Annotated in this window: 11 protein-coding genes; 7 read left to right on the top strand and 4 right to left on the bottom strand. The window is 51.3% G+C overall.

Annotated elements, in window-relative coordinates:
* Positions 1 to 6 precede the first annotated feature (6 nt).
* The gene (locus SV253_04400; protein MDY6775305.1) at positions 7 to 390 is read left to right on the top strand and encodes a hypothetical protein; all 384 of its coding nucleotides are present in this window, start codon (positions 7 to 9) and stop codon (positions 388 to 390) included.
* Positions 391 to 604: 214 nt separating this feature from the next.
* On the opposite strand, the gene SV253_04395 is transcribed toward SV253_04400, so the two are convergent.
* From SV253_04395 to SV253_04385, 3 genes are all read right to left on the bottom strand, one after another.
* On the bottom strand, positions 605 to 1,084 hold the full coding sequence (locus SV253_04395; GenBank protein MDY6775304.1) for a PIN domain-containing protein: 480 nt from the start codon (positions 1,082 to 1,084) through the stop codon (positions 605 to 607).
* Positions 1,081 to 1,290: an AbrB/MazE/SpoVT family DNA-binding domain-containing protein gene (locus SV253_04390; protein ID MDY6775303.1), complete on the bottom strand. Its 210-nt coding sequence runs from the start codon at positions 1,288 to 1,290 to the stop codon at positions 1,081 to 1,083. The genes SV253_04395 and SV253_04390 overlap by 4 nt, the downstream gene beginning before the upstream one ends.
* 81 nt (positions 1,291 to 1,371) lie before the next feature.
* Positions 1,372 to 4,170 carry an oligosaccharyl transferase, archaeosortase A system-associated gene (locus SV253_04385; GenBank protein MDY6775302.1) on the bottom strand — a complete coding sequence of 933 codons (2,799 nt, stop codon included), beginning with the start codon at positions 4,168 to 4,170 and terminating at the stop codon, positions 1,372 to 1,374.
* Between the two features lie 53 nt (positions 4,171 to 4,223).
* Here SV253_04385 and aglG point away from each other — a divergent pair, with 53 nt between their 5' ends.
* The gene (gene aglG, locus SV253_04380; protein ID MDY6775301.1) at positions 4,224 to 5,150 is read left to right on the top strand and encodes a glucosyl-dolichyl phosphate glucuronosyltransferase; all 927 of its coding nucleotides are present in this window, start codon (positions 4,224 to 4,226) and stop codon (positions 5,148 to 5,150) included.
* A gap of 7 nt (positions 5,151 to 5,157) precedes the next feature.
* Here aglG and lhgO read toward each other — a convergent pair whose 3' ends face one another.
* A complete protein-coding gene (gene lhgO, locus SV253_04375; GenBank protein ID MDY6775300.1) occupies positions 5,158 to 6,372 on the bottom strand; it encodes an L-2-hydroxyglutarate oxidase in 1,215 nt (404 codons plus the stop codon).
* An 82-nt stretch (positions 6,373 to 6,454) separates the two neighbouring features.
* Between lhgO and SV253_04370 the strand changes: the two genes are divergently transcribed.
* From SV253_04370 to SV253_04350, 5 genes are all read left to right on the top strand, one after another.
* Positions 6,455 to 7,618: a DegT/DnrJ/EryC1/StrS family aminotransferase gene (locus SV253_04370; GenBank protein MDY6775299.1), complete on the top strand. Its 1,164-nt coding sequence runs from the start codon at positions 6,455 to 6,457 to the stop codon at positions 7,616 to 7,618.
* A 74-nt stretch (positions 7,619 to 7,692) separates the two neighbouring features.
* On the top strand, positions 7,693 to 8,685 hold the full coding sequence (locus tag SV253_04365; GenBank protein ID MDY6775298.1) for an NAD-dependent epimerase/dehydratase family protein: 993 nt from the start codon (positions 7,693 to 7,695) through the stop codon (positions 8,683 to 8,685).
* A gap of 3 nt (positions 8,686 to 8,688) precedes the next feature.
* Positions 8,689 to 9,747, top strand: a complete 1,059-nt coding sequence (locus tag SV253_04360) for a GNAT family N-acetyltransferase (GenBank protein ID MDY6775297.1) — start codon at positions 8,689 to 8,691, stop codon at positions 9,745 to 9,747.
* Positions 9,747 to 10,811: a DegT/DnrJ/EryC1/StrS family aminotransferase gene (locus tag SV253_04355; protein ID MDY6775296.1), complete on the top strand. Its 1,065-nt coding sequence runs from the start codon at positions 9,747 to 9,749 to the stop codon at positions 10,809 to 10,811. The genes SV253_04360 and SV253_04355 overlap by 1 nt, the downstream gene beginning before the upstream one ends.
* 38 nt (positions 10,812 to 10,849) lie before the next feature.
* Entirely contained in the window at positions 10,850 to 12,115 is a 1,266-nt protein-coding gene (locus SV253_04350; protein MDY6775295.1) for a sulfatase-like hydrolase/transferase, read from the top strand.
* The last annotated feature ends 48 nt before the right edge of the window (positions 12,116 to 12,163 follow it).

Genomic DNA, 12,163 nt, shown 5'->3' with positions numbered 1-12,163 from the left:
GAAGAGATGGAGCCGTTAGCGACGGCAGAGCTAGACGGCTTTCTGAGTCCCGATGTACTCCGTATTCGTCTCGACGACGGTATAGGAGACGCTCAGAGCTCTAGAATCGACGTCGTCTGGACTGTCCACGACGACTACAATATCCATTATACCGACGATGCCGGTCGGGACTTTCGCTGGGATCTGCATCCTCATGAGTATCCGAGACCAGCCGACGATAGACATTTTCACCCGCCTCCCGACGCGTCGACGGATACTGACGATGTAGAAGAGTCATGTATACAGGTCAGTGAAATCGAGCTAGTGGCTCGTGCCGTACACGAACTCTGGCGAAGAGCCTACGAAACAGGGTCGATGGACGGTGTAAACGGCTACTCCAATCCTCCCTGAAGTCGTCGGAAGTTGTCTTTCAGATTTGTTTGTTTACTCTCTGGACGAGATGCTAATCTGGTAACTTGAGATAAGAGCTAACCAACATTTTCGGAGAATTGTCTAGGGATGTTGGTTAGCTAGGGGGAGAGATACATTCCAAAGCGGGTGTGGTGGTGTCGGTGTTAAGCTGGGTCAGGTGACTCAGGTTAACAGTTAGAGTACCTCAAAATCTTCAACTATAATAGACGTTGATATCGAAATAAGTCTCATAATAGCCTCTATCCCTCGTAATAAGACGGTCTGCAATCTCTTCGGCATGACCTCCTATCAAAAAGTCAGTAATTAGATGATTTCTCCAGCTAACCGTTTCACCACAGTTCTCGCATTCATACCTGTTCACGTGACCACAGTTAGGACACTGTACATCCTCGGAGGAGTCGTACTCACTCCACTTTTGTCCTGCAAGAGCTAGAGATTTCTTTGTATGTGACTTGAGCTTGATGTTCTTTTCTTCGAGAAAAGTATCAGTTTCCTGCTGTGGGTTAGAGAACCGTATATCAAATCCTGTGACTAGCTCGGAGTATACTTCTGGAGATATGACAAAAAAGCCCCTCTCAGAAGCAGTCTCTAATACTTGCTTTGACTCTTCGTGATAACTTTCATCTTCGAAGAGGACGTCAAACAGAACATTCGTATCGAGAGCGAATATCATTCTTCTCCGCGGAGTTTCTCGATGTAGTCGTCAGTGTCCCTCTTCCCAAGATATCCCGAATAATCGCTGAAGTCGGTTTTCTCTTTCTTCAGAACTAGCTTTCCATCTTCCTCCTCAAAATCAACTTCGTCACCAGGTCTAAGACCGAATTTCTCCCTGTATTTCTTAGGGATGGTTACCTGACCTTTCTCGGATATCTTTCCCATATTTTACATAGAGAGTAAAGAGACAAATGTTTTACTGCATCTCTGAGCTCAAGAGAAGTGAGTAAGCAGGGGTAGTTGACTTTAGCTGGTGTTACCGTTACTCGTCGTATTCGTCGCCGTCGAAGTACTGTTGGTCGCCGTCGATGTCGTGTTCGCCTGAGTCTGAGTCTGGGTCTGGGTCTGGTTACCCTGGTTCTGCTGAACCTTCTGCATCTCGACTTCTATCGTCTCATCATCATAGACTGCCGACTCGGGGACTTCGGCGTTTCCTACGCTGCTGGCTCCTAAGACTGTTCCGAACATGGGGACGTAGGCACCGCCCTTGTAGAGAGTGTAGTTTCCGGTCGCTCTCACGCCTTCGTCTGTGCCTCCCTCAGCGACGGAGACATCGTTCTGGGTCGGGTACGGTACCGTCATCGTGAAGTCGCCGTCTTCATCGACTGAGACGTCCTGGCTGTAGGTGAAGTTACGTCCCGTGTTGGTCGTCTGGAGGTTGAGTATAGCGGTTATAGTCGCGTTCGAGGTGTTCTTCATGCTCACGCTTCCCGTGAGTTTAGCTCCTTCAACCTTCTCGAAGGTTTTGACACGTGCGACTCCCTTCGCGTCGTAGACATACGAGCTACCGCCAGCCGGGATTAGCTGGTTGCGCGTGTCGGTGTTGGCGAATCTGCTCGCGTTTCCTCTCTTGATTATACGGTTGAAAGCCGTGATCTGTCCCTGCTGTCCCTGCTGTAATCCTCTCCTGAGCACATTACCTATCAGCGAGTACTGCTGTGTCTCGTGGACGAGCCTGTAATGTGACATACCGTTAGCGTCGTCGAAGTAGAGACGTGCGAGGGTCGTGTTCTCGTACCTCTGATTCGTAGCTGGGAGACGCAGTGTCTGGTTGCCCTGGCTCATCTGGAAGCTCTGTCTCGACGTGTAGTTGTCGAACTGCGTCCACGTCGCTATCGCGCCGAACTTACCCGCCGCCATCTGGTCGTCGATCATGACGTACCGCGTGTTGCGCTCCTGTTTCTCCTGCTGAGTCTGTGACTCGGCTATCGATCTCAGCCTCTCGTTAGAGACATTTGCCCAGTCTATATTCTTCTCATCCACAGAGGGGAGAGTGTCGAGTATCAGATTCGCCCTCTCCTCGGTCTGTGCCGTGAGGTACGCCGACGCTGGATCTGGACCTTGCTGGAACGGATTTGCGTTGGGTATGCGGTGTGCTTGGTAGGTTATCCAGTGTCCGTAGTCCCACCACGACTGGACGCCGTAGGCTTCTTCGGGATAGTCGAAGTCTCCGTCCTGGGGAGGCTTATAGTATTTATCGTAGCTAAGCGGTTCCTCAGGAGTGTTGTTCTGCATCCAGCTGAGTTCGTCGTTCCACGCGCCGTCGTATCCCGCGAGACGCGGTGCCTGACTCCACGCTGGAGAAGTTCCCGCGACTGCGAGGACGTTACCCGGTATCACGAGGACTAACACGAGGACTATGGCTATAGCCTGATAGCCCTTTATCTCGCTCAGATCTGTGTCGTGTTCTATGCCTATCTGTTTTACGAGCCACCAGACGAAGAAGCCCGAGAGGACTGCGACTGTCACAGCCATGTAGTAGCCGAAACGTATCGACGTGAAGTACGCCGAGAACATCGTGAATCCGAAGACGAAGACTATGAGTTCGCCGGGATTCCTGTCAGACAGAGATCGGAAGAGTACGACTGCGAGTCCCGCGAGTCCGACGAAGAACATCGCCCCGAACGACCGCCACGCGTCCTGTATACTCGCAGGCTGTATCTCTGCGACTGTAAGACCGGACGCAGAGGTCAAGAGACCAAAGCTGTACACACGGTTTATGAGAGACTGGAACTGAGGAACCGTGAACCACAGAAGAATGCTGCCGAGTACTGCACCACCTATTACAACCGCGGGATAGTACTCGGGGTCGTACTCGTCACGCATGTACTCCGAGAGATAATGTAGAACGACAGCACCTACGGCTACGCCGACTGCCGTGAGAGGCTGGAGAAGCGAGAATCCGGTGCCTTCGAGCGCGTAGGTCTTCGCGTAGAGTAGTGTCAGAACTGCTGTGACCCCGAGTGTTGCCGTCGTACCGAATGCGAGATACTCTGTCGAGACACCGTCGTAATGGTCGCGCGACGCCTGTAGGAGGACGAATATACCGAAAGCGAAGATTACCATCACGCCGGGAGGCCAGGTCATCAGGTACGACGCAATCGCTATTCCGCCGAGTACCGACGCGACTATCGGGGTCTTGAGTCCCTTCCAGTCGGAGTCCTTGAGATGTGCGACCGTCGGCTTCTCGGTGTAGGCGGTCTGTACCGCATAGATGAATCCGAGTAGTGCGAGAGAGCCGAAGAAAGCCTCTGCCGACTGATGGTCGGGGTTTCCTACCATCGTCCTGTTGAGGAACTGCCCCGTGAAGAGCGCGAGGACGAACGCCGAGAAGACAGCGGTCCAGCGGTCGGCGATCCTCTTGACTATGAAAAAGACGATGACCGCAGTCAGCGCGCCAAATGCTACGGGGGCGAGTGCCCCGACCGTCTCGATCGTGCGTGTCGACGGGTCACCACCGCCTGCTATGATCGCGAACAGAGCGATTATCTGGTCGAATAATCCGCCGAATCCCGAGTGACGTCCCGTGCCGTAAGGAAAGTAAGACCACGGGTCGAAGTTGGGAGTGGTAGGAAAGTGCTTCACGGTCAGACGTATTATTCGCATGTGGTACCACGGATCGTTTCCAGAGAAGTATACTCCGCTCTCCGTCACCATCTCGTCGTACGGCATGGTACGTACCCACGCCATGAAGCCGACAATGGCAGCGAGCAACGGATACGGCGCGTACTTATACGCGAGGGACAGACTGTCGTCGTTATCCATCGCACTAACCACGTTCCGAAGACGGTTTAACTTTTTACATCCTATCCCGCCCAATGAAGGTCTCGGTGGTTCTGTGTACCTACTCTCTCGATATGTACGACGATTTTAAGGAGGCAGTCGAGAGTCTTCTGTCCCAGACCTACGACGAACTCGAAGTCGTGGTAGTCGTCGACGGTACCGATGAGGTCTACGAAAGAGTCGAGGACGACTACGGCGGCAGAGATGGCGTAGTTCTACATCTCAACGACGAGAACCTGGGGCTTCTAAGGAGTAGGAACAAAGGTGCCGAACTCTCGTCGGGTGACGTAGTCGCTTTCATAGACGACGACGCCGTCGCCGACGAAGAGTGGGTGGACGAACTTGTAGCTACTTACCAGAGACACGATGCCCTCGCCGCAGGAGGAAAGATGGTACCAGACTGGGTCGCGGGCAAGCCGTCGTTCCTTCCCGAGGAGTTCTACTGGCTCGTCGGAGTCACACACAGGGGCTTCGTTGATGACGAGGAAGAACAGGAGGTGCGTAACACCTTCGGATCGAATATCTCGTTCCGGCGTGACGTCTTCCTCAAACTCGGTGGCTTCGACCCTAATATAGGTGGGCGTAAAGGCGACAAGAACTTACAGGGCGGCGAGACGGAGCTGTGTGCACGTCTCTACGACGAGTACGGCGAACGCGTCTGGTACAATCCCGACGCCGAGGTCGCTCACAAGGTGTTTGATTACAGAACGAGTAAGAAGTGGTTGTTAGAACGTGCCTTCTGGCAGGGCTACTCTAAGAGAGCTATGGAGGTTCTTGTGCCTGAGTCGGGTGGGGAAGAGGACGAGTTTCTGGGTAAGCTATTACTGGATTTCATGCCCGACCGTCTTCGTAACGCAGTTGTGGATCTATCTCTGACTGAGGCGAAGAAGTTCGTTATGCTCGGTGTATTAACCATGTGTGTAGGTTTGGGATATTTTTATGGTATATCGAAGTGGAGATGATGACCCATTATGTTTGGTCAGTATCATCAATAACTATTTCAGCGACGTGCTCACCAAACGGCAATGACGAAGTGAGTCCAGGTGAGACAGCATTCAACACATGTATAGAATCCGAACCCTGTTCGATAACTGGATCTTTGATTATCTTACCATCTTTCCTAACTATCTGTGCACGTATCCCCGAGTAGCTTTTCCGAAAGTGTTCCGACTCAGCATCTGGAACTAAACGTCTCGCCCGCTTGACGAAGGCTTTTTTTCTGTACGACTTATTCATCTCAGAAGCACCAACTTTCAACATCTTGTAAGACGAAAAAAGCTTCCAAAAGCCTGGATATCCGAGTGTTGACAGAGTATCTGTAAAGCTGATATTCGTGTTTTCATATGCCTCACGTCCAAACGCAAGAACTGCGTTGGGTCCAGCTATCACCTTATCATCAGTTCGCCTCGTAAAATGAACACCGAGGAAAGGCAGTTTGGGATCGGGGGTTGGATATACCATCGATTTAACTAAGTCCCTTTTATGAGGTACGAGTTCATAGTACTCTCCACGAAACGGTATTACTTGATACTCGCCTCCAATATCCATCTGATGAGCTAGCTTGTCAGCGTGTAGTCCTGCCGTATTTACGAGATACGATGAGGTGATCTCTCCGTTTGATGTTTTGAGCGTGTGTTTTCTGTCCTTATTAGTCTCTATATGTTCAACCTCATGTCCCATATAGAAGTCGACTCCGAGATTTTCAGCATCCCCCGCAAGAGAATATAGATATTTCTGGGAATCAATCGATGCAGCTTCAGGAGAATAAAGGGCGTACTCCCCGGATGCATGTGGCTCGTACTCTTGTATCGTTTTCTTATCCTCAAGTATTCGTGCATCTACTCCGTTCTCTTCAGCTTGGTGTTTGAGATTCGACAGAGTCTCCCGCTCCCTCTGATTTTTCGCTATTACTACAACACCTAGTTCCTCAATGGGTATGCTTTTTTTCTCACAGTAATCCTTGAGTCTCCGAGTACCTTCTGTGGCAAACCTCGCTTTAAGTGTATCGGGAGAGTAGTTAAATCCTGGATGTAAAACTCCTGAGTTCCGACCACTCTGGTGTTGAGCAAGATGGTACTCCTTCTCTATGATACATATACTGAGTGAGGTCTCTCTTGCAAGATGGTATGCTACTGAAATTCCTACACAGCCACCACCTACTATAGCAACGTCATAATCAGACATATATAGAAGTACTCCAAGACGGTATTATGGCTTTTGCTTGCAAACCGTTAGCCCTTTAGGAAGTATAGGTTTGATTTAAGTTATGGAGAAAAACGTGAGTGTAGCCGAGCCTGTGCTAGGAGATGAAGAGAGAGTAAATATAGAAGAGGTTCTCGACTCAGGACGGTTTCTTCAAGGTCCTTACGTCGAAGAGTTTGAGGAGAAGTGGGCGGAATACGTCGGCACGGAACACGCAGTTGCCGTATCGAATGGAACGACGGCGATCCAGCTAACCCTCAAGGCACTTGGTCTCGAACCCGGGGATGAAGTTATCGTGCCTTCTCTCACGTTCGGCTCGACGGCTACAGCAGTGGTACATCAGGCAGGTGTGCCTGTCTTCGCCGATATTGACCGCGAACTCTACAGTCTCGATCATACCGATCTCGAACGTTGTGTGACTGACGAGACCTTCGCAGTCATGCCTGTTCATCTCTATGGGCATCCTGCTGAAATGGACGAGATACGTGAGTTCGCCAATAAACACGGTCTACATGTCATAGAGGACGCTGCACAGGCTCACGGCGCGTCGTACAAGGGCGATAAAGTCGGATCAATCGGTGACGCAGGATGTTTCTCTTTCTATGCTACTAAGAACATCACAACGGGGGAAGGAGGTATAGTTACGACCGACAGCAGTGAGCTCGCGGAAGAACTCCGTTCACTCAGAAGTCATGGTATGGCGAACCGCGACGAACACGTCACGCTCGGCTACAACTACCGTATGAGTGAGCTAAACGGTGCAATCGGAGAGGCACAGGTCGACCGTCTTGACGAGTTCAACGAGCGACGCCGAGAGGTGAGTGAACGCCTATTCGAAGAACTCGGTGATCTCGATTGGCTCGAACCCGCGACTGTTCGAAACTACGTAGAACACGCCTACTTCTGGGCACCATTCGAGATCCAGACAGAGGAGATAGGTATGACAGGTAAAGAGGTCTGGAGTAAACTCAAGGAAGAAGGCGTTGAGACGCGGCATCGGTACAACGTTCCATTATACGACCAGCCTGTCTTTACCGAACACCGCGGTTTCAACTCCGAGTTCCCCTGGAGTGTTAATCCAAACGATCACAGCTACGATCTGTCACTACCTAACGTTGAAGATGTCGTCGGAAATATGATAGGTCTACCGAATCATCCGAATATCACGGACGAAGAAGTAGAGTACGTTATCGAGACAGTGCGGGAGTTTGGTAGAAGCAGTATTTAGACCGTTTTCGGTAGTTTGAGAGTCAAGAGGATTCCAAAACACATATAGACCACCCCTCCATCAAACCACACCGCATGAAAACGCTTGTAACGGGTGGCGCGGGATACATAGGCAATTACATAGTCGAAGAATTACTGGAGAACGGACACGAGGTACGAGTTCTTGACTCGATGCTCTGGGGAGACAACGCCCTTGAGCCATTTTCTGACAACGAAAACCTCGAAGTCCGTGAAGGTGACATACGTCACATAGAGGATCTATCGTACGCTCTCGAAGACATGGAAGCCGTGATACACATGGCAGGTATAGTCGGAGATCCCGCGTGTGGTGTCAACGAACAGGCGACACAGGCGGTCAATGTCGAGGCGACAAAGTCTCTCGTCGAGGTATGTAAGCTACACGACATAGAACGTCTTCTGTTCGCATCTTCGTGTAGTGTCTATGGAGCAAGCGAGCTGATGGAGCTAAACGAGGGGTCGTACCTGAATCCGCTCTCACTTTATGCAGAGACTAACATAGAGTCCGAAGAGATAATACTCCACGAGACGCATGATATGTTCTCGGACAACGATATTACGCCTACTATACTGCGTCTCGGAACCATATTCGGATGGGCACGCCGGATGCGTTTCGACCTAGTGGTCAATCTCCTAACCGCAAAGGCAGTACTCGAAGACGACATACCTGTCTACGGCGGCGAACAGTACCGTCCTCTTGTACACGTACACGACGCTGCGCGCGCGTTTGTCGCCGCTCTCGAAGCCGACGAGGAGAAAGTTGACCACGAGATATTCAATGTCGGCGACAACGACCTGAACCATCAGATAAAAGAGGTCGGACGTATCGTCGAGGAGAACGTAGAGGACGCCGAAGTGCGTTTCGTCGAACACAAAGAGGACGACCGTACCTACCGCGTAAACTTCGACAAGATAAACCATATACTCGGATGGGAGGCGGAGTACGATATCGCAGACGGTGTGCAGGAGATAAAGGAATGGATGAAGGAGGAGGATATTACCGATTACGAGAGAGATAACTTCAGGAACTCCGAGTACCCCTACATGTGAGAGATGGAGACGATACACCTAACTACGGAGGATACCGAAGATTGGTGGGAGTATTACGAACGTGTCGACGAACCCGGACCATACCACCGACCTGACTATCTCCGAATACTCGCGGGAGAGTTTGAACACGACGACGAGCGCGCTGAAGCTTTCGTTCTCAAAGACGGCGATGATGTTGTCTACTACCCGTACATGCGCCGGTCGCTCGAATCTGTTCCTTTCGCCGACGAAGCCGAAACCGACCTGTCGAAGTACGACGATATAGTCTCCTCGTGGTACTATGGCGGACCGTTCACGTCAAGAGACGACAGCGAACTCTGTGATAAGTTCGCGGAGGAGTTCCGCGATTTCTGCCGGTCGGAGAACATCGTCGCAGAGTTCGTCCGTTTCGACCCCAACGAAAGGAACCACGAACGGTTCGACTGTCTGGAACCCGAGTTCAACAGGGAGACTGTTCCTGTTGATCTGACAAAGGACGAGGAGACCATCTGGGACAAGTTTGAGAAACGTAACAGGAACGCCATAAGACAGGCTCAGGAGACGGAGCTTGAGGTGAGACCCACCGAAGATACTCAGGACTACAAGGCTTTCTACGATATCTATACCAATGCAATGGACGCAAAGGACGCCACCGACCACTACCGCTTTGAGTACGGGTTCTTCGCCGATATGCTGGAGACAGACCTGTCGACGCTTCTCGTAGCCACGTACGACGACGAGGTGGTCGGCGGTGCCATGGTGGTACACAACGAAGAACTGGCACACGACTACCTACGGGCTTCCAACCCCGACTACTGGGATATGCGCGTCAACAACCTGCTCTGTTATGGGGCTTTGATGCACATGCGTGACACCGGAAGAAAGGTGTTCGACTTCCAAGGAGGTAGACCCGGCGTCTTCAAGTTCAAGAAGTCGTTCTCGCCAGACCGGGCTGAAATGTACCTTGGTACGTCGGTACACATGCCCCAAGTCTACGCCGAACTGATAGACAAAGCCGAGAATGCGGGCATCGACACCGGCGATGGATACTTCCCGGAGTACCGTATAGAAAAGAGTAACTGATGGTTTCGTTAGGCTCACCAAGAACGGGAGAAGATGAGATAGAAGCAGTTAACGACCTTCTATCAAGGGGAGAGCTTTCAGTAGGCAACGTGGTTGAAGAGTTTGAGGAGAGATTCTGTGAGTTCGCCGGTAGGGAAAATGCAGCGGCTGTCTGTTCAGGTAGTGTCGCCTTGGAACTCGCTCTGGAGGTTAGCGACTTAGAAGATGGCGATGAAGTCATAGTCTCGCCCTTCAATTGTGCCGCAGTTCTTTACTCCCTCATACGACAGAATCTTTGTCCCGTGTTCTGTGACATACGTAAAGACAGCTACAACATAGACCCTGACTTCGTCAAGAATGAACTGGGAAGGCAGGAAGCTGAAGGTATCCTGTTAACTCCTCTTTACGGACAGTCCTGTGAAATGGACAGGCTTATCGAGATAGCCAAAGACAACGACCTCATGGTGATAAACGACTTCGGTCAGTCACCAGGTGCTAAGTATGATGAGAACAGCATAGCTACATATGGCGACATCGGTGTATGTAGCTTCGGTGCTACAAAGAACATAACAACTGCTGAGGGAGGAATGGTGGTCTCCGACAACCCGGATTACACCGAACGTGTCAAGACGTTGAGATCGAATACGAACGGCGACTTTGAAACTCCTCTACGTAGTGTCCGTATGAACGATATCGAGGCTGCGATAGGAATACAACAACTCAAGAAGTACGACAGCATACTTACTGACAGACAAAGGGTAGCCGAATACTACCTAAAAGAACTTACCTCCAACGTGGTTCTTCCCAAAACTCGCCCTAACAGAACCAACGTATACCACGGTTTTCCTATACGCACGGAAGACAACATAGGTCTGAGGGAGTACTTATCTGAGAGAGATGTTGAGTCCTCTATTGTGTACGAAAAACCCCTCTACGACTACAGTCTCGCTCCCTCAACAGATGCATCTCGTTTTCCGAACACGGAACGTGTCACCGACAAAGTCCTTCTCTTGCCGATACACCCCAATCTTACTGAGGACGACATGAACAAAGTAGTTACAGAGGTAAACTCCTACTTCGACTGAACGGAACAGTTTTACGAGAATAACCGGAAATAACACCTATGAATGTAGTTTTCGTGTCAGTGGACTGTATCAGACCAGACTTTTTCGACCACCGGTTCTACGAGAGACTGAAGGCATCGGGTAGCTACTACGACACCTGTATTACACAGGCTGCGTTCACGAGTCCGTCTCATACTTCAATGCTGTCCGGACTCAACCCGTTCAACCACGGGGTGCGGTGGCTCATCGACTACGAGACGGACGCGACGCTTCTGCCCGAGGTACTCTCCGAGGAAGGATACAACACAGTGGGATTCACAGGTGGATATCCTCTTCCGACCGGAAACATACCCGATTCGTTCGACGAGTTTCATCACATAACACCGATGGAAGACCGTATGGAGGGGCGTGGCGACGAGTTCGGACCCGCAAACCTCCTCGTGAACCGCGCTGTGAACTGGCTTGATGACCATGAGGGTGAGGACAACTTCGTCTTCATACATTCGTTCGACCTACACCTGACGCTACGCTCTGAGTTCGGCAAACGTGACGAACCGGAGTTCGACGAAAACAACGTCTACGAGAACGTAGAGCAGTATATCGGGCGTTACCAGCGCAGGTACCGCGAGGAGTCGGAGTTTGTCGCGCGTCAACTCGAAAACCTACACGAACTCGTCGATATAGACGCGACGGTTGTAACCGGTGACCACGGCTCCAAGATGCCCGGCGAACACGGTTACCCATGGGTCTACGACAGTGAGGGCAACCGCGTCGGATCGCAGTTCCGCGCTGTCGAACTCTACGATAACCTGATACGCGTACCTCTCGTCTTCAGCGGCGACCCTTTCCCCGACAAGACGGTTCACGAACAGGTGCGTAGCATCGATATCGTGCCTACGCTCCTCGATGCGCTTGAAATAGATGCTCCCGAGATGGATGGGGAGACGTTGCTCGACGGCGAACACCCGGAGTTCGCCTACTCCGAGACGTATCATGGACAGCTAACGAAGGAGAACAAGCTCACGCATAAAATGAACGAGAGGTACGACTTTGGGTGGAACGAACTCGACTCTCTCGTCTGCCTACGCTCCAACGAGTGGAAGCTCATCTGCACGGCGAACGGCGAACTTGAACCCGTCGAACTCTACTATATCGCACAGGATCCCGGCGAGGAGCGTAACCTACTCGACAACGAGGGCGAGGTCGCCGAGGAGTACTTCGACGACCTACAGGATATTCTTGAGGGGGACGAACAGATGTACGTGACCGCCGCCGAGGTCAATCAGACGACGAAGAACCGTCTTGAGGATCTTGGATATCTGTAACTCAGTCAGACTCTTGACTTGGAAGTAACCTTTGTATAAAGTACTCAA

The sequence above is a fragment of the Candidatus Afararchaeum irisae genome (genome assembly GCA_034190545.1).
Taxonomy (GTDB): domain Archaea; phylum Halobacteriota; class Halobacteria; order Halobacteriales; family Afararchaeaceae; genus Afararchaeum; species Afararchaeum irisae.
This window is presented reverse-complemented; position numbering and strand designations above follow the sequence as displayed.

Coding starts and splice junctions, on each gene's coding strand:
- SV253_04385 (MDY6775302.1), bottom strand. CDS start 4,170: ATGGATAACGACGACAGTCTGTCCCTCGCGTATAAGTACGCGCCGTAT.
- SV253_04400 (MDY6775305.1), top strand. CDS start 7: ATGGAGCCGTTAGCGACGGCAGAGCTAGACGGCTTTCTGAGTCCCGAT.
- SV253_04360 (MDY6775297.1), top strand. CDS start 8,689: ATGGAGACGATACACCTAACTACGGAGGATACCGAAGATTGGTGGGAG.
- aglG (MDY6775301.1), top strand. CDS start 4,224: ATGAAGGTCTCGGTGGTTCTGTGTACCTACTCTCTCGATATGTACGAC.
- SV253_04350 (MDY6775295.1), top strand. CDS start 10,850: ATGAATGTAGTTTTCGTGTCAGTGGACTGTATCAGACCAGACTTTTTC.
- SV253_04365 (MDY6775298.1), top strand. CDS start 7,693: ATGAAAACGCTTGTAACGGGTGGCGCGGGATACATAGGCAATTACATA.
- SV253_04355 (MDY6775296.1), top strand. CDS start 9,747: ATGGTTTCGTTAGGCTCACCAAGAACGGGAGAAGATGAGATAGAAGCA.
- SV253_04370 (MDY6775299.1), top strand. CDS start 6,455: ATGGAGAAAAACGTGAGTGTAGCCGAGCCTGTGCTAGGAGATGAAGAG.
- lhgO (MDY6775300.1), bottom strand. CDS start 6,372: ATGTCTGATTATGACGTTGCTATAGTAGGTGGTGGCTGTGTAGGAATT.
- SV253_04395 (MDY6775304.1), bottom strand. CDS start 1,084: ATGATATTCGCTCTCGATACGAATGTTCTGTTTGACGTCCTCTTCGAA.
- SV253_04390 (MDY6775303.1), bottom strand. CDS start 1,290: ATGGGAAAGATATCCGAGAAAGGTCAGGTAACCATCCCTAAGAAATAC.